Source organism: Streptomyces ochraceiscleroticus (genome assembly GCF_000720485.1).
GTDB lineage: Bacteria > Actinomycetota > Actinomycetes > Streptomycetales > Streptomycetaceae > Streptomyces > Streptomyces ochraceiscleroticus.
In genome coordinates this window covers 157,915-178,616 of the sequence record NZ_JOAX01000010.1, presented here as the reverse complement: position 1 = coordinate 178,616, position 20,702 = coordinate 157,915, and the positions used below count along the sequence as shown (strand labels likewise).

The following is a 20,702-nucleotide window of genomic DNA, read 5'->3' as shown; positions in this document are numbered from 1 at the left end:
GGCGGGGCGGGAGAGGCGTGATCTGACGGGCGGCCCTGGGGCCCCCTCCCCCCTCCCCCGCCCCCCTGGTCAGTGCGTAACGGTCGCTTGCTCAACCGCTGCCCAGCCGCTCCTCGTCCGGCCTCTCCCCCCGCCCTCCGCATATCGTTGGAGGGCGGCGGGGGCTTGACCGGGCCCTGCCTTGACGTCCGAGGACAGGGGAACCGAGTGACGACCGAAAGTTCGGGTGCTGGGGAACAGGCTGGCACGGCGGAGGCTCCGGCGGCGGTGCGTATCCACAGCCTCTGGAAGAAGTATGGAGATCACACCGCCGTTGCGGGGATCGATCTGGCGTTGCCCGCGGGGCGGTTCATCGGGCTCGTGGGGCCGAACGGCGCGGGGAAGACGACCACGCTGTCGATGGTGACCGGGCTGCTGCGGCCGGACGCGGGCCAGGTCGAGATCGGCGGCCATGACGTGTGGCGCGACCCGGTCGCCGTGAAGTCGCGGATCGGCGTGCTGCCCGAAGGGCTGCGGCTGTTCGAGCGGTTGTCGGGCGGCGAACTTCTTTCGTACATCGGGCGGCTGCGGGGGCTGCCCGGCGACGAGGTCGACAAGCGGGCCGGGCAGCTGCTGGACGTGCTCGATCTGTCCGGGGCCCGGAACAAGCTGGTCGTGGACTACTCGACCGGTATGCGGAAGAAGATCGGGCTGGCGGCCGCCCTGCTGCACAACCCGGAGATTCTCTTTCTGGACGAGCCGTTCGAGGGGGTGGATCCGGTCTCCGCCCAGACCATTCGGGGCGTACTGGAGCGCTACACCGGGTCCGGCGCGACCGTCATCTTCTCCAGTCATGTGATGGAGTTGGTGGAGTCGCTGTGTGACTGGGTGGCCGTGATGGCCGGTGGGAAGATCCGGGCCGACGGGCCGATCGGCGAGGTGCGCGGTGACGCGCCTTCGTTGCAGGACGCCTTCCTCGAACTGGTCGGCGCCGGCAGCCGCGCGCGGGCCGGGCAGGACCTGGACTGGCTCGGTGGGGGCGGCGCCCGATGAGTACGGCCACCACCCGCCCCGTGGGCACACCGGCCACCGCCCCGGCGTCCCCGGCCCTCATGCCCCTCTTCGTACGGCTCAAGCTGTCGCTCCTGAAGAACGGGCTGCGGCAGTCGCCGGGGCGCACCGCCGCGTACGTCATCTCCCTGGTCGTCACGCTGCTGTTCGGGGCCGGGCTGCTGCTGGGGCTGATCCTGCTGCGCGGCGTGGCCGGCACGCCGGCGCTGGCCGTGCTCCTCACCGCGATCCTCACGCTCGGGTGGGCGGCGATGCCGCTGTTCTTCCCCACGGCGGACGAGACGATGGACCCGACCCGGCTGGTGATGCTGCCGCTGCGGCCCCGGCCGCTGATCGGCTCGCTGCTGGTCGCCTCGCTCATCGGCGTCGGGCCGGTCTTCACCGTCGTCCTGGCGGCCGGTTCCGTGGCCGCCGTCGCGCACGGTGCGGCCGCGGTGATCGTCGGGATCGTCGCGACGGTACTGATCGTCCTGGTGTGCGCGGCGCTGGCGCGCGCCATCGCGACCGCCAACGTGCGGCTGCTGACCAGCCGCCGCGGCCGCGATCTCGCCGTCCTCAGCGGCCTGTTCGTCGCGCTCGGCGCGCAGGGCGTGAACCTCGCCGCGCAGAAGCTGGCCCAGTCGCAGGGGCTGACGGCCCTGGAGCCGGCCGCGGCGGTGCTGCGCTGGATACCGCCCGCCTCCGCGGTGGACGCGGTGGACGCGGCGGGCCGGGGTGCTTACGGGCGCGCGGCGTTCGGCCTCGCGCTGACCGCACTGGCGCTCGTTCTGCTGCTGTGGTGGTGGAGCCGCACGCTCACCACTGTCATGACCGCGCCCGACTCCTCCACCCTGCAGGCCATCGAGAAGGACAGCGGCCGCAAGCGGGCCGGCCGGGCGGGCGGCTGGGAGCGGCTGCTGCCGGACGGCCGTACGGGTACGGTCATGCGGCGCACGCTGCTGTACGGCTGGCGGGACCCGAAGACGAAGATGGGCTGGGCCGCGGCGCTCGGCGTCGGCCTGATCCTCCCGGTCGTCACGGCGGTGCAGGGCGGCGGCAGCGTCTACACGGCGTGCTGGGCGGCGGGGCTGCTCGGGCTGCAGATGTACAACCAGTTCGGGCAGGACACCTCCGCGTTCTGGATGGTCGCCTCGACGCTCTCCACGCGCCGTGACGCGTTCCTGGAGCTGGGCGGGCGGGCGCTGGCGGTGGCCGTGATCGCGGTGCCGTACGTGACGCTGGTGGTGCTCGGCTCGGCGGCGCTCCTCGACGACTGGGGAGCCTTCCCCGAGGTGTACGGGGTGGCGCTGGCGCTCCTCGGCGCGCTGGTGGCCACGGGGGCGTTCGCCTCGGTCCGTTTCCCGTACTCGATTCCGTCCGACGGCAACAAGAACGTCGCGCCGGGGCAGGGCGGGATCGCCTGGATCAGCATGCTGGTCGGCGTGGTCATGGGCGGCCTGCTGTGTCTGCCGGTCATCGGCCTGACCGTCGGGCTCCATGTGGCGGGACTCCAGGGGCTGTTGTGGCTGGTGCTGCCGGTGGGCGCGGCGTACGGGGCGGTCGTGGCCGTCCTCGGGCTGCGGCTGACCGCACCGGGCGTCCTCCGCCGGCTGCCGGAGATTCTGGTGGCGGTGAGCAAGGGCTAGCGCGGCGAGACCTCGAGAGTCGGCGGGCGTCCGTCCCCCGGAGGGGGCGGGCGCCCGCCGCTTCAGGTCAGCGCCGGTTTCCCCGACGCCCGGCCGCTCACGCCGGAATGGCCCGGCCGCTCAGGTCGGAATCTCCGCGTGCAGGAACGGCTCCAGCGCGCGGCGCCAGTCGTCCGGGCGCTCCCAGGGGAGGAGGTGGCCGGCGTCGGAGATCTCGGCGTAGGCGCCCCGAGGGAGGACGCGGACCATCTCCTGGGCCTCGGCGCGGCCCAGTTCGCCGTCCAGGCCGCGGACGACCAGCGTGGGGCATTCGATCAGGGCGAGCTCCTCCCAGTGGGCGTCGTGCACCCATGCCTCGCGGACGGCGAGCATCTGGCGGCGGGAGAAGACCGGGCGCCAGCCGTCGGCGCGCTCGGCCATCACCTCGGCGAAGTACTCGCCGCGCACCGGCTTCGGCCGTTCCAGCGTGGGGTCGTCCTCGCCGAACCACTTGCGGACGTCGGCGAGCGTGGCGAAGGGGACCGGCCAGGAGCGGAACCACGCCTCCCATTCGCGCTGCGAGGCCGCGCCCAGCGCCGATGCCCGCATGTCGCAGATGACCAGGGCGCTGACCAGGTCGGGCCGGCGCGCCGCGAGCTGCCAGGCGGTGAGCGCGCCCATGGAGTGGCCGATGACGGCGGCCGGCGCGAGATGCAGCTGCTCGATGGCGGCGATCGCGTCGTCCACGTACGTCATGCGGTCGAACGGCCCGTCGGTGGGCTTCTCACTGCGGCCGTGGCCGCGCTGGTCGAGGCCGACGGGGCGGTAGCGCGCGCCGAGCCAGCGGGCGGTCTCCGCCCAGTGCGCGGCCCGCCCCATCAGGCCGTGGAGGAGCAGCACGCCGGGGCCGCGCCCGTTGTGCTTCCGCTCCGCTTCCTCGCCGCCGGCCTTGGGAGGGTCGGTGAACTCCCAGGCCGCGAGCCGTACGCCCCCGGTACCTGTCACGTCGATGCGCCGCACCATTGCCCTGGCACCCCCATCCGTCCCTTGAGCAGCCCCACACTATCGAACCCGTATTCGAATGTATTGCCGTCGCTCCCAACACCCCTCGTACGAGTGACCATGCTCAAGGATTGGCCGTCCGCGGCACGGGGAGAGTGTGAGCGGGAGGCGGGCCCTGACGGGAAGAGGGCCCGCGGGGGAAGACCCTGAGAGCTCGGGGCTCCGGGTCTTCGCGGGGGGACATGGGGAAGCGGGGCCCCGGCTGCTCGCAGCGCCGGGGCCCTCGCTGTCAGTGGCCCCCCGGCCCGGCGACGGTTTTGTCCGGTGACTCATCCGAGCCCCCTCCCCCAGAGGTCCCGGCGACCGGCCGGATGTCCCCCACATCCGCCGCGCCGCCCGGCCCCAGGTCCTCAACGCAGCACGTCATATGCGCCTGTGCGTATGCGACAGCGCCAGGGTGACACGGCCTCGCGCCCACCGCTCGCATTCCGCCAAGTCCGTGCGGGGCAGGGAATCGGGGCACGGCTCGGTGCGCGCCGTCGCTCCAGGTCAGTGCGGCGGCGCGGCGGAGGGGACGGCCGAAAATTTCTCCGCGGGAGGGCGGGCGGCAGGGGGAAGCGGAATCTCCGCGGGGAGCGCGGGACGGGATGTCGTACCGGGTGGGCGCCTGCGCGCGGGGCGCGGAGGCGGCGCCACACCGGTCAAGCGGAGCGGCGGGGCGCCGGGCCGGGAAGCGCACCGCCGAGCGGCCGGCGAGCAGCCGGGAAGCTCAGCGCTTCGCCACGAAGACGTGCTGCGCGATGTCGGTGGCCAGCTCGGCGGCCTCGCCGCTGCTGCCGACCAGCACCCCGGCCGGCGACTCCGTCACGCTCACCACGGCCCCCGGCTGCACCCCGGCCCGCCGCAGTGTGTACATGAGCTGGGCGTCCGTCTGGATGGGCTCGCCGATCCGCCGCACGACGACGGTCTTGCCGTCGGCGCCGGGGTCGAGGTCCATCAGGCTCAGCAGGCCCTCGTCCAGGAAGGCATCGGCCTCGGACTTCTCGCCCAGCTCGTCCAGGCCGGGGATGGGATTGCCGTACGGCGACTCGGTCGGGTGCCGCAGCAGCTCCAGGACGCGGCGCTCCACCGCCTCACTCATCACGTGCTCCCAGCGGCACGCCTCGGCGTGCACCTGCTCCCATTCCAGGCCGATCACGTCGACGAGCAGGCACTCGGCGAGCCGGTGCTTGCGCATCACACGCGTCGCCAGGCGGCGGCCCTCCTCGGTCAGCTCCAGGTGGCGGTCGCCGGCGACCTGGACCAGGCCGTCCCGCTCCATCCGCGCCACGGTCTGGCTGACCGTCGGGCCGCTCTGGTCGAGCCGCTCGGCGATGCGCGCGCGCATCGGGACCACACCTTCCTCTTCGAGCTCAAGGATGGTGCGGAGATACATCTCCGTGGTGTCGATCAGTCCGGACATGCGTGCCCCTCGGCTGTGTCGTGCGGTGGCCCTGAACTCAATTCTGACGCATCCCACTGACAACGGTGCCGCGCGCGGCCCGATGGCTGCCTCCGGGCCCCGGATGCGGCCGGTCACCGGGGGCCGCACGCGGAGGTCGGTCCAGGCGGGCGCCTTTCGGCCGTACGGTGCGGGCGCCGTATTGACAGGGCACTGGTCCAGACCGCAACGTGAGCCGCGCCACGAGGACGGTACCGGCCCGGGCCGGACCATACGAGGAGAGGGGCGCTCCGCGATGGGCGAGAGCGGGAGCAAGGGGCTGGCCGGGCAGTACTTCGATGCCGCGATCGACCTGCTGCGGACGGTGCGGGACACCCAAGGCGAGGTGATCGCCGAGGCCGGGACGCTGATCGCCGACACCGTGGAGGCCGGCGGCCGGATCTTCTGCTTCGGTGCCGGGCACTCCTCGCTGCCCGCCCAGGACACGGTCTACCGCGCCGGCGGCCTGGCGGTGATGAACCTGCTGCCCGTGCCCGGTGTGGTGGGCGTGGACGTGATGCCCGCGACGCTCGGCAGCGCGCTGGAGCGGGTCGACGGGCTGGCCGCCGCCGTACTGGACACCAGCCCGGCGCGGGCCGGCGACGTACTCGTGATCATTTCGCTGTCCGGGCGGAATCCGCTGCCCGTGGAGATGGCGCTGAACGCCCGCGCGCTCGGCCTCAAGGTCATCGGGCTGACCTCGGTCCGGTACGCGGACGGCACCAAGTCGCGGCACGTGTCCGGCACGTACCTCAAGGACCACTGCGACATCGTCCTGGACAGCCGCATCCCCGTCGGCGACGCGGAGCTGACCGCGCCGGGCATCGAGGCGCCGTTCGCGCCCGCGTCCACGGTCGTCACCAGCGCGGTCATGCAGGCGGTCGTGGCGACGGCGGCGGGGGCGCTCGCCGAGCGCGGCATCGACCCGCCGCTGCTGCGCTCGGGGAACGTCGACGGCGGCCACGACTGGAACGGCCGGGTCATGCGTGAGTACGCGGACCGGATCTTCTACCGGCACTGAGCCCGGCCGCCGGGCCCGGCACCGCGACCGGGCCCCGCACCGCCGCCGCCCTCGCGTCGACCCCGACGCCCCTCATCTCTTCCCCAGCGCCTCTGCCAGATCCAGTGACGCGGCGATGCGGGAGGCGACCTCCTCCGCATACGCGGCGTCCGCGCGGTCGAAGGGGCGGCGGGAGGCGCCGCGCAGGAACGTCGCCACGCCCACCGTCCGGCCGCGGCTGCGCAGCACCACACACAGGCCGTGCACCGTGCCCTCGGGCCACTTGCGGGCCGCCGCCCAGCCTTCCGGGGTGACCGCCAGGCCCGCGCTGGCACGCACCGAACCGCGGCGCCGGTACGCCTGGACGGCCGGGTGCCCCGGGACGTACGTCAGCGGGATGCCGGTACCCGCGACCGGCTGGGCCGGTCCGGGCGCGCCCGCGGGCGAGGCGAGGACGCGGATCAGCCGGGGCGCGGGCTCGGTCTCGTCGTCGGCGGGTGCCGCCAGGTCCGCGTCCTCGATGGGCGTGGTGGCGTCCATGCCGGACAGCGGCGGGCCGGCGGGCGAGGGGGACATGGCGAGGTCGACCAGGCCGTGGTCGGCGAAGCCGGCCAGCGCGAAGTCGAGGTGGACGGCGGCCGCCTCCGCCGGGTCCTCGCACTCGGCGGCCGCGCGGCCCGCGCGGTGCAGCTGATTGGCGCGGAAGCGCAGCAGCGAACTGTCCTGTTCGGTGCGCTTGAGGTCGGTGATGTCCTGGAAGAGCCAGCCGACGCCGAGCGGGACGGGCTCCTCGGCGAGCGGCGACGCCAGTCGCAGGAAGCCGCTGCGCCAGCACCGGCGGGGCTCCTCGGCCTCCTCGGAGCGGAGCGTCACCCACAGCTCGGTGGCGGCCGGGGGCGCGCCCTCCGCCAGTACGTGCTGGAGCGCGGCCTCCAGCTCCTCGACGCCCTGGGCGAGCAGATCGCCCAGCGGGCGCCCGAGGACGTGCGTGCGCCCGAGGCCCAGGGCGCGCGCGGCGTGGGCATTGACCACCGCGGGGCGCAGATCGGCGTCGACGAGCACCACGCCCCAGGACGCGTCGTCGAAGAGCGCCTCGCTGAGCGCGATGGAGCGTTCGAGGTCGATCTGGGTGTGGACCTCGCTGAAGGCGCAGTACACGCCGGCGGGCGTGCCGTCGGCGCCGGTGACGGCGGAGGACTGGGTCCGTACGAGGACCCGGCCGCCGTCCTTGGTGAGCAGCGCGAACTCGTGCACCTGGCGGCCCGGGGAGGTCATCGCGGCCATCAGCGCCGCGTGCACCTCGTCGGCGTCCTCGGTGCGCACCGCCCAGCCGGCCAGGCCCGCGCGGCCGACCGCCTCGTCGGCGGTCCAGCCGAGGATGCGCTCGGCCTCGCGGTTCCAGTGGGTGACGGTGCCGTCGGCGTCGAGGGCGCACAGGGCGGCGTCCATGCCGTCCAGGAGGGCCGCGAGCAGGCCGGAGTCCTCACTGTCGGGTGGCGGCGGCGGGTCCGTTTCCGCTCCCTGATCGTGGCTCTGGTCCGGGCGGCCCGGTTCTCCGGGCAGCGCGGCATTGAAGTGGCGGGACGAAGCAGTCACTGGCACCCCCTGCTGGACGCGGCTGCACGTGCTGCACGTCGGATCATTCAACTGGAACGTGATGCAGCCCACACCCCATTCCGCCAAATCGATGCCCACCGGAAATTCGGTTGTGAGGAGCCGGGCGGGTTCCTAGTGTGTGGTGCACACGAGAAGGGAGGTGGTTCGGAAGTGATTTCCTACCGGACGCGTGAGGTGGCTGCGGGCTAGCGGCCCGTCGCTTCACTCAGTGCAGCGCCGGACCAGCGCACGAGACCTGTGCGCAGCCGGCCAATCCCAAGCAGTCACCCGACCCGCGGGCCGCCGGTTCGTCCGACCGGCCCCCGACGCCTCAGGGCGCCGGGGCAGTGGCCCGCGGGTCGTCTGCGTTGTCAGGCCCGCGCGGGGCCCCGCCGGCCCCCTCAGGGCGCCAGCCGCTCCACTGCCCAGCCCGTCTCCGTGCTGACGTACCGCAGACGGTCGTGCAGGCGGTTCTCGCGCCCCTGCCAGAACTCCACGGACTCGGCGGCGACCCGGTAGCCGCCCCAGTGCGGCGGCGCCGGCACCTGCTCGCCCTCGGGGTAGCGGGCCGCGAGCTCCGCGTACGCCCGCTCCAGCTCCTCGCGGGAGCCGACCACCGAGGACTGCTCGCTGGCCCAGGCGCCGAGCTGGGAGCCGTGCGGGCGGGTACGGAAGTACGCGGCGGTCTCGTCGCGGCCGATGCGCTCGGCGGTGCCGCCGACGATGACCTGGCGGGCGAGCGGGTGCCAGGGGAAGAGCAGTGAGACCGCCGGGTTCCCGGCGAGGTCGCGGCCCTTGCGGCTGGCGTAATTGGTGAAGAAGACGAAGCCGCGGTCGTCGAACGCCTTCAGCAGGACGGTGCGGGAGCTGGGCCGCCCGGCCTCGTCCGCCGTGGAGACGACCATGGCGTTGGGTTCGTGTATGCCGCTCGCGGCCGCTTCCTTGAACCAGCGCGCGAACTGTTCGTACGGAGTGCCGGCGAGGTCTTCCTCGGCGAGGCCGTGCGCGCGGTACTGGGCGCGCATCGAGGCGGGGTCGGGGTGGTGGGCTGCGGATGCGGCGTCGGCAGAGTGCACGGGCATATCTTGCAGCATCGGCCGGGTCGCGCGGGCGGTCGGCGGGCTGCTCATGAGCCACTCGTGGCCTGGCAGTCTGCCCGCCTTGGGTGGCGCGTAACCCTCCCGTTGGGAAATCGCACAGTGTGCCGGATGTCACGCTTCCCCGCACGTGCGGAACCCACCAAAATCATCTGCTGGGACGCTGTGGGCTCCGGACATCCGGAGATATGGTGTCCGCCCCGAAACGCCGGAACGAACCGGTGACGTACCGTCACCGCCCGCGGTCCGACACGGAATGCGGGGACCGCCGGGCGAGCGCGAGCAGTCCAGGCAAGGAGACCGACGACCGCATCACACGTGACCGCACGGCCCCGACCGAACGGCAGCGTGGCCACGAGCCGCCGCGCCGTCCCTAGCTTGAGGAGCAGCCTGATGTCCGACTTCGTACCCGGGCTCGAAGGAGTCGTCGCGTTCGAGACGGAGATCGCCGAACCGGATAAGGAAGGCGGCTCGCTGCGGTACCGCGGCGTCGACATCGAAGACCTGGTCGGCCAGGTGTCGTTCGGGAACGTGTGGGGCCTGCTGGTCGACGGGGCGTTCAACCCCGGCCTGCCGCCGGCCGAGCCGTTCCCGATCCCCGTGCACTCCGGTGACATCCGCGTCGACGTGCAGTCCGCGCTGGCGATGCTCGCCCCGGTATGGGGCCTGAAACCGCTGCTGGACATCGACGAGGCCGAGGCGCGCGACAACCTCGCGCGCGCCGCCGTCATGGCCCTGTCCTACGTCGCCCAGTCGGCGCGCGGCCAGGGCCTGCCGATGGTCCCGCAGAAGGAGATCGACAAGGCGGACACGATCGTCGAGCGGTTCATGAAGCGGTGGCGGGGCGAGCCCGACCCCAAGCACGTGAAGGCCGTCGACGCGTACTGGACGTCGGCCGCCGAGCACGGCATGAACGCCTCGACCTTCACCGCCCGCGTCATCGCCTCCACGGGTGCGGATGTGGCCGCCGCGCTCTCGGGTGCGGTGGGCGCGATGTCCGGTCCGCTGCACGGCGGCGCGCCGTCCCGCGTACTGGGCATGATCGAGGAGATCGAGCGCACCGGTGACGCGAAGGCGTACGTGAAGCAGGCGCTGGACCGCGGCGAGCGGCTGATGGGCTTCGGGCACCGCGTGTACCGCGCGGAGGACCCGCGGGCGCGCGTGCTGCGCCGGACGGCCAAGGAGCTGGGCGCGCCGCGCTTCGAGGTCGCCGAGGCGCTGGAGAAGGCGGCGCTGGAGGAGCTGCACAACCGCCGGCCCGACCGGATCCTGGCGACCAATGTGGAGTTCTGGGCGGCGATCACGCTGGACTTCGCCGAGGTCCCGGCGCACATGTTCACGTCGATGTTCACCTGTGCCCGGACGGCCGGCTGGAGCGCGCACATCCTGGAGCAGAAGCGGACCGGCCGCCTGGTGCGGCCCTCCGCGCGGTACGTGGGCCCGGCGGCGCGCAGCCCGCGCGACATCGCCGGGTACGAGGACATTTCGGCCCGCTGACGGCCGGAGAGCGTAGCTGACGGCCCGAGAACGCAAGGGACGGGCGCCCCGCCGCGGGCGCCCGTCCGTCATGTCCGCAGCGCCTCGTCGAGCAGCCGCGCCCACTGCGTCACGACCCGCTCGCGGCGTGCCGTGTCGTCGCTGAGGAGGGTGGCCAGGCCCAGGCCGCGGGCCATGTCCAGGAGGCCCTGGACGGTCTCGCGTACGCCGGGGACGGTCTCGTCGGCGCCCAGGAGTTCCACGGCGATGCGGTGCGACTCGCGGCCGACGCGGGCCTCCAGTTCGGTGACCCGGCCGTGGAGCTGGTCCTCGTTGGCGGCGGCGACCCAGAGGTGCAGCGCGGCCCGGAAGAGCGGGCCGGTGTAGAGGTCCACGACGGCGGCGACCACGGCCCTGCGGTCGGCGGGCGCGGAGGCGGGGAAGAGGGCGCGCAGGGCCTGGGAACGCTCCTCGGCCACGTACTCGACGGCCGCGGTGAACAGGTCCTCGCGGGTCGGGAAGTGGTGCTGCGCGGCGCCCCGCGAGACGCCCGCGCGCTCGGCCACCACGGACACCGTGGAGCCCGCCCAGCCGTGTTCGGCGAGGCAGGAGACGGCGGCTTCGAGCAGCCGGCGGCGGGTGGCGCGGCTGCGGTCCTGCTGGGGTTCCTTCGGGGCGCGGGTCACTGTGCCCATGACGGCTCCCGGCGCTGGAGGAAGGCGGTCATGCCTTCTCGGGCGTCCTCGGAGGCGAAGAGGCGCGCCGACTGCTCGGCGAGCGCCTCGGTGTCGCGGTCGAAGGCGCGCAGCACCCCGGCCGCGGTGAGCTTCTTGGACTCGGCCAGGCCCTGCGGCGAGCCCTTGCGCAGGCCCGCCAGTACCGGTTCCAGCGCGGCGTCGACGTCCTCGGCGGCCAGCGTCACCAGCCCCGTCCGGGCCGCCTCCGCGGCGTCGAAGCGCTCGCCGGTGAGGTAGTACCGGGCCGCCGCGCGGGCGTCCATGCGCGGCAGTACCGGCATCGAGATCACGGCCGGGGCCAGGCCGAGGCGGGCCTCGGTGAAGGCGAAGCTGGCGCCGGGCCCGGCCACGGAGATGTCGCAGGCGGCGAGCAGGCCGAGGCCGCCGGCCCGGACGTGCCCGGTGACCCGGGCGACGACGGGCACCGGCAGCTCGACGATCGTGCGGAGCAGGCGGGCAAGCCCGAGCGGGCCCTCCTTGGCGGCGCCGGAAGCCGCCTCGGAGAGGTCGGCCCCGGCGCAGAAGGTCGTCCCGGCGTGCGTGAGGACCACGGCGCGGGTGCCGGGGTCCGCGGCGGCGTCCGCGAGGCCCTGGTGGAGTTCGGCGACCAGGCGGGCGGAGAGCGCGTTGCGGTTGCCGGGCGAGTCCAGGGTGAGCGTGGTGATGCCGCGCTCGTGCGCCCGCGGCACGAGGGGGCTCTCGGGTGCGTCGGTCATGAGGGCGTGGAACTCCTTTCCCGGGCGCGGAGTTCGCGCCGCAGGATCTTGCCGGTGGCGGCGCGCGGCACGGCGTCCGTGAACTCCACCCGCCGGATCTTCTTGTAGGGGGCCACCCGGGCTGCAACGTACGCGATGATCTCCCGCTCGGTGAGCAGGGCCCCCGGCTGCCGTACGACGTACGCCTTGGGTATCTCGTTGCCGTCGGCGTCGGTCACGCCGATGACGGCCGCGTCGGCGATGTCCTCGTGCTGGAGGAGCAGCGCCTCCAGGTCGGCGGGGGCCACCTGGTACCCCTTGTACTTGATCAGTTCCTTGACCCGGTCGACGATGTGCAGCCAGCCGTCCGCGTCGCAGTAGCCGATGTCGCCGGTGTGCAGCCAGCCGTCGGCGTCGATCATGGCGTCGGTGGCCTCGGGGCGGCCCAGGTACCCCTTCATGACCTGGGGGCCGCGGATGAGGATCTCGCCGGTGGCGTCCGGGCCGAGGTCGGCGCCGCCGTCCAGGGCGACGATGCGCATTTCGGTACCGGGCAGCAGCTTGCCGACCGTGCCGGGCGGCGCCTGGCGGGCGTCCCGCGGCACGACGTGGGTGCCGGGCGAGAGCTCGGTCATGCCGTACGCCTGGAGGAGCGGCGGCAGTTTCAGCCGGTCGGCGCACGCGGCCGCCAGGTCGGCGTCCAGCGGTGCCGCCGCGCTGAGCACGTACTCCAGCGAGGAGAGGTCTCTGCCCGCGACGGCCGGGTGCTTGGCGAGCGCCAGGACGATCGGCGGGGCCACGTAGACCGCGTTGACCCGGTGGGTCTCGATGGCGGTCAGGAAGGTGTCGAGGTCGAAGCGGGGCAGGACGACGACGGTGGCGCCCTGCCGGAGCGGGGCGTTCATCAGCGCGGTCATCCCGTAGATGTGAAAGAAGGGAAGAACGGCCAGAATGCGGTCTCCGGGGCCGCCGCTGAGGACGCCGTCGAGCTGGACGAGGTTGGTGGCGATGTTGCGGTGCGTGAGCATCACGCCCTTGGGCGCGCCGGTGGTGCCGGAGGAGTACGGCAGACAGGCCAGGTCCTCGGCCGGGTCGATCGTGACCTGCGGCTCGGGCGCCCCGGTGGCCAGCAGGTCGGTCAGGGAGCGGTGGCCCTGGGCCCCGTCGCAGACGAAGATCTCCGTCACGCCGCCGCACTTCTCCGCCGCGGTACGGGCGGTGGCCAGCAGCATCGAGACCGTCACCAGCCAGCGGGCGCCGGAGTCGCGGAGCTGCTTCGCCACCTCGTCCGCGGTGGCGAGCGGATGGACGGGCGTGACGACGGCGCCGCAGCGGGAGGCGGCGTAACAGACGATGGGGTACGCGAGGGAGTTCGGGCTGTGCAGGGCCAGCACGTCGCCCTTGCGGACGCCCGCGTCGGCGAGGGCCGCGGCGAGCCGGCGGGTGCGGGCATCGAGCCCGGCGTAGGTGACGGTCGTGCCGTTGAGGCCGTCGACCAGGGCCACCCGGTCGGCGTGCGCGACGGCCGAGTGACCCAGTACGGCTTCGTGGATGGGCAGGTCGAGCGGTGCGACATCGGGGTACTCGCTGCGGAACACCATGGACTCACGGCCCTTCGCTCGATGGTCGGACGGCTGCCGGCTGCGGCGTGGGGGTGGACGGTGGCGGACGATGTTCCGCAGCATGACGGCAATCAGTACGACTTGGGGAGTCCCAGGGACTGGTGGGAGACGAAGTTGAGGATCATCTCGCGGCTGACCGGGGCGATTCTGGCCACCCGGGCCGCGGTGATCATCGAGGCGAGGCCGTACTCCGTGGTCAGGCCGTTGCCGCCGAGCGTGTGCACGGCCTGGTCGACAGTCTTCACCGCGGCCTCCCCCGCCGCGTACTTCGCCATGTTGGCGGCCTCGCCCGCTCCCATGTCGTCCCCGATGTCGTAGAGGTGCGCCGCCTTGTGCATCATCAGCCGGGCCAGCTCGATGTCGATGTGGCACTGGGCGAGCGGGTGCGCGATGGCCTGGTGCGCGCCGACCGGCACCTTCCACACCTGCCGGTCGCGGGCGTACTCCACGGCCCGCTCCAGCGCGTAACGGGCCATGCCGAGCGCGAAGGCGGCGGTCATCACGCGCTCGGGGTTGAGCCCGGCGAAGAGCTGGAGCAGCCCCGCGTCCTCGTCACCCACCAGCGCGTCCGCGGGCAGCCGCACATCGTCCAGTACCAGCTCGAACTGCTTCTCCGGCGCGGCCAGTTCCATGGAGATCGGATTGCGGGAGAAGCCGGGGGTGTCGCGGGGGACGATGAAGAGGCAGGGCTTGAGCTTGCCGGTCTTCACGCCTTTATCAGACACAGCCTCCGTACGGCCGACGATCAGCGTCGCCTCCGCGATGTCGACGCCGGAGACGAAAACCTTGCGGCCGTTGAGTATCCAGCCGCCGCTCTCCTGGTCGCGGCGTGCCGTGGTGGTGATGCGGTGCGAGTTGGAGCCCGCGTCGGGCTCGGTGATCCCGAACGCCATCTTGCGTGAACCGTCGGCGAGGCCGGGCAGCCACTGCCGCTTCTGCTCCTCGGTACCGAAGCGGGCGATGACCGTGCCGCAGATGGCGGGCGAGACGACGAGCATGAGGAGGGGACAGCCGGCCGCACCCAACTCCTCCAGGACGATGGAGAGTTCGGTGATGCCGCCGCCCCCGCCGCCGTATTCCTCCGGGAGGTTGACGCCGAGGTACCCGAGCTTGGCGGCCTCGGCCCACAGCTCGTCCGTGTGCTTGCCCTCGGCGACGACCTGGGTGAAGTACTCGCGTCCGTACCGCTTGCCGAGGGCGGCGACGGCGTCACGCAGGGCCTGGTGCTCTTCGGTTTCGATCACGGGGTCTCCCATTCCAGCCCGTCCGGCGATTGAGGACGACATCAGTTGGTGACTACGGCGAGCAGGGCGCCGACCTCGACCTGGCGGCCGGGCTCGGCGTGCAGAGCGGTCAGGGTTCCGGTGACCGGGGCGGTGATCCGGTGCTCCATCTTCATCGCCTCCAGCCACAGCAACGGCTGACCGGCCTCGACGGCGGCCCCCTCGGCGAGCCCGTCCGCCACGCGGACCACCGTGCCGGGCATCGGGGCCAGCAGCGATCCGGGCTCCTGGCGGGCCGTGGGGTCGGGGAAGCGGGGCAGCGCGGTGAGGGTGGTGCGGCCGACGTACACCCGGTCGCCGTGCGCGGTGACCTCGTACGTACGCCGTACGCCGTCGGCCTCCAGCACGACCCGCGCCGCGTCGGCGTGCACGACCACCACGCCCTCGGCGGCCAGGCCGTCCCGGGTGTGCCGGTACCGCACCTCGTGTTCGGTGCCGTCCGGCTCGGTGCGGTACCGCTTGGCCTGCGGCTGCGAGTACACGTTCCGCCAGCCGCCGAAGCGCGAGCGGCCGTGCGCGTCGGCGAGGGCCGCGGCCAGGGGCGCGTACGGGTCGGGGGCCGCGGCCGTGAGGTCGGCCAGGTGCCGGTCGTAGAAGCCGGTGTCCATGCGCGCCGCGGTGAATTCCGGGTGGCGCAGGGAGCGCACCAGCAGCTCGCGGTTGGTGACCGGGCCGTGGATACGGGCCCGGTCCAGGGCGCCCGCCAGCTTGCGGACGGCGGCGGCGCGGGTGGGTGCCCAGGCGACGGCCTTGGCGAGCATCGGGTCGTAGTGGATGCCGATGGTGTCGCCGTCTGCGTAGCCGGAGTCCAGGCGGACGCCCGGTACGGAGAGGCCGTGCAGGGTGCCGGTTTGCGGGGCCCAGCCGGCGGCCGGGTCCTCGGCGTAGAGGCGTGCCTCGACGGCGTGGCCGCGCGGCTCGGGCGGCGCGTCGGGCAGCGGCTCGCCCTCGGCGACACCGATCTGCAGCGCGACCAGGTCGATGCCGAAGATCTCCTCGGTGACGGGGTGTTCGACCTGGAGGCGGGTGTTCATCTCCAGGAAGTGCGCGGTGCCGTCGACGACGAGGAATTCGACGGTGCCGGCGCCGCGGTACTCGGTCGCGCGGGCGGCTCTGTTGGCCATCTCGTAGAGCGAGGCCGTCAGTTCGGGGGTGAGGCCGGGGGCCGGGGCCTCCTCGATGACCTTCTGGTGGCGGCGCTGGAGGGAGCAGTCGCGGGTGCCCAGCGGCCAGACCGTACCGTGCGCGTCGGCGAGGATCTGCACCTCGACATGGCGGCCACCCTCGACGTACGGCTCGACGAAGACCTCACCGTCCCCGAAGGCACTCAGCGCCTCGGCCCGCGCCGCGGCCAACTCGGCATCCAGCTCGGCCAGTTTGCGTACCACGCGCATCCCGCGACCGCCGCCGCCCGCCGCCGCCTTCACCAGTACCGGCAGGTCGTGCTCCGTGACCTCGGTGAGCGGGGCGATGCCCATCAGCTCCTTGGCCCGGGTCTTGGAGGCCATCGCCTCGATGGCGGCGGGCGGCGGGCCGATCCAGGTCAGCCCGGCGTCGGCCACCGCGGCGGCGAACTCCGCGTTCTCGGACAGGAAGCCGTACCCGGGATGGACCGCGTCGGCGCCCGCGTCCAGCGCGGCCTTCACGATCAGGTCGCCCCGCAGGTACGTGTCGGCGGGCGCGTCCCCCGGCAGGCGGACGGCCGCGTCCGCCTCCTTGACGTGGGGCGCGTCGGCGTCCGCGTCCGAGTGCACGGCGACGGTGGATATGCCCAGGTCGCGGCAGGTACGGAAGATACGGCGGGCGATCTCGCCGCGGTTGGCGACGAGGAGGGAAGAGATCACTGCTACCTCACATCCGGAAGACGCCGAAGCCGCCACGCGCGCCTTCGTAGGGGGCGGTGTGGATCGCGGACAGGCACTGACCCAGAACGGTGCGGGTGTCGCGCGGGTCGATGACGCCGTCGTCGTACAGCCGCCCCGACAGGAACATCGGCAGCGACTCGGACTCGATCTGCTGCTCGACCATCGCGCGCAGCCCGGCGTCCGCCTCGTCGTCGTACGGCTGCCCCTTCGCCGCGGCCGAGGCGCGCGCCACGATCGACAGCACGCCCGCGAGCTGCTGCGGACCCATGACGGCCGACTTGGCGCTCGGCCAGGCGAAGAGGAAGCGCGGGTCGTAGGCCCGGCCGCACATGCCGTAGTGACCCGCGCCGTACGAGGCGCCCATCAGCACGGACAGATGCGGCACCCGAGAATTCGACACCGCGTTGATCATCATCGCGCCGTGCTTGATGATCCCGCCCTGCTCGTACTCCTTGCCGACCATGTAGCCGGTCGTGTTGTGCAGGAAGAGCAGCGGAATGTCCCGCTGGTTCGCCAACTGGATGAACTGGGCGGCCTTCTGCGACTCCTCGCTGAAGAGCACGCCCTGGGCGTTGGCGAGGATGCCCACCGGGTAACCGTGCAGCCGGGCCCACCCGGTCGTGAGCGAGGGCCCGTACAGCGGCTTGAACTCGTCGAAGTCCGAGCCGTCGACGAGCCGGGCGATGACCTCACGTGGGTCGAAGGGGACCTTGAGGTCGCCGGGGACGATGCCCAGCAGCTCGTCCTCGTCGTACTTCGGCGGGTCGGCGATCGGAGGGTCCGCGTGCGCCTTGCGCCAGTTGAGGCGGGCGACCACCCGCCGCGCCTGGCGCAGCGCGTCCGGCTCGTCCACCGCGAAGTAGTCCGCGAGGCCGGAGGTGCGGGCGTGCATCTCGGCGCCGCCGAGGGACTCGTCGTCGCTCTCTTCGCCGGTGGCCATCTTCACCAGCGGCGGCCCGCCGAGGAAGACCTTGGCCCGCTCCTTGACCATGATCACGTGGTCGGACATGCCGGGGACGTACGCACCACCGGCGGTGGAATTGCCGAAGACGACGGCGACGGTCGGGATACCGGCCGCCGAGAGCCGGGTGATGTCCTTGAACAGCGCCCCGCCGGGGATGAAGATCTCCTTCTGGCTGGGCAGGTCCGCGCCGCCCGACTCCACCAGCGAGACGACGGGCAGCCGGTTGGCGTACGCGATCTCGTTCGCGCGCAGCGCCTTCTTCAGCGTCCAGGGGTTGGAGGCGCCGCCCCGTACGGTCGGGTCATTGGCGGTGATCAGGCACTCCACGCCCTCGATCACGCCGATCCCGGTGACCAGCGAGGCGCCCACCTGGTAGTCGCTCCCCCACGCGGCGAGCGGCGACAGCTCCAGGAAGGGGGTGTCGGGGTCGAGGAGCAGCTCGATGCGTTCGCGGGCGAGCAGCTTGCCGCGCTTGCGGTGCCGCTCGACGTACTTCTCGCCGCCCCCGCCGACCGCCTTGGCCTGCTCGGCGGCCAGCTCGTCCAGCTTGGCGAGCAGCGCCGCGCGGTTCTCCGCGTACTCGGGGCTCGCGGTGTCCAGCCCTGTGCCGAGCACGGTCACAGCAGTACCTCCGGTATGTCCAGGTGGCGGGCGCGGAGCCACTCGCCCACGGCCTTGGCCTGCGGGTCGAAGCGGGCCTGCGAGGCCACGCCCGCGCCCAGCAGTCCGTCGATCACGAAGTTCAGCGCCCGCAGGTTCGGCAGCACGTGCCGCTCGACGGGCAGGTCCGCGGCCTCCGGGAGGAGCGCGCGGAGCCGGTCGGTGGTCAGCTCGTGTGCCAGCCACCGCCACGCCTCCTCCGTGCGCGCCCACACCCCGACGTTGGCCGCGCCGCCCTTGTCGCCGCTGCGGGCCCCGGCGACGAGGCCGAGCGGGGCGCGGCGGGTGGGGCCGTCGTGGTGCAGCGGTTCGGGCAGCATGGGGGTACCCCCAGCGGTAGCTGGGGGAGGGTCGGGCTCCCGTGCCAACTCCCGTGTATTGGCGCACGGTTCGACGTCCACGCGACGACCGTCCGGCAACACGGCGACGTGCGGCACCTCCCCCGCCGGCACGTACGCCGCCTCGAAGACGCCGTACGGTGCGCCCTTGCCGGGCGGGGCCGTGACGTGGAAGCCCGGGTAGCTGCCGAGGGCCAGCTCGACCGCCGCACCGCTGATGATCCGGCCGACCACGTCCTGGTCCGGGTCCCGGACGACCAGCCGCAGCAGCGCACTGGCCTCCTCCTCGGACGCCGCGTCGGGATGGTCGGTACGGGCGAGCCGCCAGTCCACCTCGACGGGCCTACGTCCGGCCGCCGCGAAGGCCGCCTCCATCTGCTCGCGCACGAGCTGCGCCTTGAGGTCCACGTCCAGCCCGGTGAGCACGAAGGTGACCTCGTTGCGCCAGCCGCCGAGCCGGGTCAGCCCGGTCTTCAGGGTGGGCGGCGGCGCCTCGCCCCGCACGCCGTCGAGGCGCACCCGGTCAGGACCGTCCTCGGTCAGCCGTACGGAGTCCAGCCGGGCGGTCACGTCGGGCCCGGCGTACCGCGCGCCCGTCGTCTCGTACAGCAGTTGGGCCGTGACCGTGCCGGGCGTGACGGCGCCGCCGGTGCCCGGGTGCTTGGTGATCACCGCCGAGCCGTCCTCGGCGATCTCGGCGAGCGGGAAGCCGGGGCGGTGCACGTCCAGGGCGCCGAAGAAGGAGTAATTGCCGCCAGTGGCCTGGGTGCCGCACTCCAGGACGTGCCCGGCGAGCACCGCGCCCGCCAGCCGGTCGAAGTCGTCGGGCCGCCAGCCGAAGTGCGCGGCCGCCGCGCCGCTGACCAGCGCGGCGTCGGTGACGCGACCCGTGACGACGATCTCGGCACCGGCCCGCAGGCACTCCGCGATGCCGCCCCCGCCGAGATAGGCATTGGCGGTCAGGGTGCCGGCGGGCCAGCCGGGTCTGGCCAGGAGATCGTCGCCCTCGACGTGCGCCACGCGCACCGGGACGCCGACCTTCTCCGCCAACTCCCGTACCGCGTCGGCGAGTCCGGCCGGGTTCAGGCCGCCCGCGTTGGTAACGATCCGTACGCCCCGCTCGGCGGCAAGCCCGAGGCCGGTCTCCAACTGCCGCAGGAACGTCTTCGCGTAGCCGCGGCCCGGGTCCTTCAGGCGGTCCCGGCCGAGGATGAGCATGGTGAGTTCGGCGAGGTAGTCGCCGGTGAGGATGTCGAGGGGGCCGCCGGTGAGCATCTCCTCCAGCGCGCCGAAGCGGTCGCCGTAGAAGCCGGAGGCGTTGCCGATGCGCAGGGGTGCGGTGGGCGCCGGGGTCACGCGGTGGGTCCCTTCGGGGCGGCGGCCGGTCGGGGGCTGCGGCCCGGGCCCGGCGGCCCGGCGAACGCCTGGGCGATGCCCAGCCACCGTTCGGCCTCCGCGCCCTCGGCCCGTACGTCCACGTCGTCGCGGTGCGCCCGCTGCGTGACCAGCAGGCAGAAGCCGAGCGCGTCGCCACTCACCCGCTGCGCCGCGTCCTCGGGGCCGTACGTCCACACCCCGCCGTCCGGGCCCGGCGCCCGCAGCTCGACGCGGAACTCCTCCTCCGGGGGCGTGAGTCCGTGCGCCAGGAAGGCGAAGTTCCGTGCCCGTACGCCGATATGGGCGACGTGCCGCAGCCGGGCGGTCGGCTCCCGTACGGCGCCCAGCGCGTCGGCGACGTCCTGGCCGTGCGCCCAGGTCTCCATCAGCCGGGCGGTCGCCATCGAGGTGATGCTCATCGGCGGGCCGAACCACGGCAGCCGGCCGCCGGTGTACGCGGCGAGCGCGTCGTGCAGCGCCTCGCGGCCCGCGCGCCAGTGGGCCAGCAGCTCGGCGGGCGGCCGGCGGGCCCCTTCCTCGGCACCTTCGTCGACGAAGGTGTCCGGGGAGGCGAGCGCCGCCTCGGCGGCGCGCCGGAAGCCGTCCGGGTCGGTGGCCGCGCGCAGCGCCTGCTGGTCGGTCCAGGCGAGATGGGCGATCTGGTGGGCGATCGTCCAGCCGGCGGCGGGCGTCGGTGTCGCCCAGCGGTCCGCGGCGAGCGGCCCCACGAGGGCGTCCAGCGCCTGGCCCTCCACGCGCAGATCGGCGAGCACCGGGCTCGGGTCGGACACGCTGCACTCCCCTCATCGGGCCCGACTCACAGGCGGACGGGCCGCGTTGACGTGTGTGGTGCGGC

16 protein-coding genes are annotated in these 20,702 nt (G+C 73.3%); 4 read left to right on the top strand and 12 right to left on the bottom strand.

Annotated features, from left to right (window positions below; genetic code table 11):
* Positions 1-207: 207 nt before the first annotated feature.
* Together IG84_RS0115440 and IG84_RS0115435 are read left to right on the top strand one after the other, a co-directional pair.
* The gene (locus IG84_RS0115440; protein ID WP_051861735.1) at positions 208-1,032 is read left to right on the top strand and encodes an ABC transporter ATP-binding protein; all 825 of its coding nucleotides are present in this window, start codon (positions 208-210) and stop codon (positions 1,030-1,032) included.
* Positions 1,029-2,675: a hypothetical protein gene (locus IG84_RS0115435; protein WP_031056599.1), complete on the top strand. Its 1,647-nt coding sequence runs from the start codon at positions 1,029-1,031 to the stop codon at positions 2,673-2,675. The genes IG84_RS0115440 and IG84_RS0115435 overlap by 4 nt, the downstream gene beginning before the upstream one ends.
* Positions 2,676-2,795: 120 nt before the next feature.
* Here the strand turns inward: IG84_RS0115435 and IG84_RS0115430 are convergent, their stop codons facing one another.
* Both IG84_RS0115430 and IG84_RS0115425 read right to left on the bottom strand, forming a co-directional pair.
* A complete protein-coding gene (locus IG84_RS0115430; RefSeq protein WP_031056596.1) occupies positions 2,796-3,677 on the bottom strand; it encodes an alpha/beta fold hydrolase in 882 nt (293 codons plus the stop codon).
* Between the two features lie 748 nt (positions 3,678-4,425).
* Complete coding sequence (locus IG84_RS0115425; RefSeq protein ID WP_030254379.1) at positions 4,426-5,118, bottom strand: iron-dependent transcriptional repressor DtxR; 693 nt, start codon at positions 5,116-5,118, stop codon at positions 4,426-4,428.
* 274 nt (positions 5,119-5,392) lie between these two features.
* On the opposite strand from IG84_RS0115425, the gene IG84_RS0115420 reads away from it, so the two are divergent.
* Positions 5,393-6,157 carry an SIS domain-containing protein gene (locus tag IG84_RS0115420; RefSeq protein ID WP_031056592.1) on the top strand — a complete coding sequence of 255 codons (765 nt, stop codon included), beginning with the start codon at positions 5,393-5,395 and terminating at the stop codon, positions 6,155-6,157.
* Between the two features lie 72 nt (positions 6,158-6,229).
* On the opposite strand, the gene IG84_RS0115415 is transcribed toward IG84_RS0115420, so the two are convergent.
* Together IG84_RS0115415 and pdxH are read right to left on the bottom strand one after the other, a co-directional pair.
* Positions 6,230-7,585, bottom strand: a complete 1,356-nt coding sequence (locus IG84_RS0115415; protein WP_037800347.1) for a PAS domain-containing protein — start codon at positions 7,583-7,585, stop codon at positions 6,230-6,232.
* Positions 7,586-8,133: 548 nt separating this feature from the next.
* Positions 8,134-8,814, bottom strand: coding sequence for a pyridoxamine 5'-phosphate oxidase (pdxH, locus tag IG84_RS0115410; RefSeq protein WP_245659359.1), 681 nt, complete (start codon positions 8,812-8,814; stop codon positions 8,134-8,136).
* A gap of 408 nt (positions 8,815-9,222) precedes the next feature.
* Between pdxH and IG84_RS0115405 the strand changes: the two genes are divergently transcribed.
* The gene (locus IG84_RS0115405; protein ID WP_031056584.1) at positions 9,223-10,326 is read left to right on the top strand and encodes a citrate synthase 2; all 1,104 of its coding nucleotides are present in this window, start codon (positions 9,223-9,225) and stop codon (positions 10,324-10,326) included.
* 68 nt (positions 10,327-10,394) lie between these two features.
* Here IG84_RS0115405 and IG84_RS0115400 read toward each other — a convergent pair whose 3' ends face one another.
* From IG84_RS0115400 to IG84_RS0115365, 8 genes are all read right to left on the bottom strand, one after another.
* Positions 10,395-11,000, bottom strand: coding sequence for a TetR/AcrR family transcriptional regulator (locus tag IG84_RS0115400; protein ID WP_031056582.1), 606 nt, complete (start codon positions 10,998-11,000; stop codon positions 10,395-10,397).
* Complete coding sequence (locus IG84_RS0115395; protein WP_031056579.1) at positions 10,988-11,758, bottom strand: enoyl-CoA hydratase family protein; 771 nt, start codon at positions 11,756-11,758, stop codon at positions 10,988-10,990. Before IG84_RS0115395 ends, IG84_RS0115400 begins: the two co-directional genes overlap by 13 nt.
* Positions 11,755-13,338: an AMP-binding protein gene (locus IG84_RS0115390; protein WP_031056577.1), complete on the bottom strand. Its 1,584-nt coding sequence runs from the start codon at positions 13,336-13,338 to the stop codon at positions 11,755-11,757. Before IG84_RS0115390 ends, IG84_RS0115395 begins: the two co-directional genes overlap by 4 nt.
* A 92-nt stretch (positions 13,339-13,430) precedes the next feature.
* Positions 13,431-14,615, bottom strand: coding sequence for an acyl-CoA dehydrogenase family protein (locus IG84_RS0115385; protein WP_031056574.1), 1,185 nt, complete (start codon positions 14,613-14,615; stop codon positions 13,431-13,433).
* A 29-nt stretch (positions 14,616-14,644) separates the two neighbouring features.
* A complete protein-coding gene (locus IG84_RS0115380) occupies positions 14,645-16,486 on the bottom strand; it encodes an acetyl/propionyl/methylcrotonyl-CoA carboxylase subunit alpha (RefSeq protein WP_031056570.1) in 1,842 nt (613 codons plus the stop codon).
* Between the two features lie 7 nt (positions 16,487-16,493).
* Positions 16,494-18,092: an acyl-CoA carboxylase subunit beta gene (locus IG84_RS0115375; protein WP_031056567.1), complete on the bottom strand. Its 1,599-nt coding sequence runs from the start codon at positions 18,090-18,092 to the stop codon at positions 16,494-16,496.
* Positions 18,089-19,825 (bottom strand): acyclic terpene utilization AtuA family protein, encoded by a 1,737-nt coding sequence (locus IG84_RS0115370; protein WP_031056565.1) that lies wholly within the window; start codon positions 19,823-19,825, stop codon positions 18,089-18,091. Before IG84_RS0115370 ends, IG84_RS0115375 begins: the two co-directional genes overlap by 4 nt.
* Positions 19,822-20,637, bottom strand: a complete 816-nt coding sequence (locus IG84_RS0115365) for a TIGR03084 family metal-binding protein (RefSeq protein ID WP_031056563.1) — start codon at positions 20,635-20,637, stop codon at positions 19,822-19,824. The genes IG84_RS0115370 and IG84_RS0115365 overlap by 4 nt, the downstream gene beginning before the upstream one ends.
* Between the last annotated feature and the right edge of the window lie 65 nt (positions 20,638-20,702).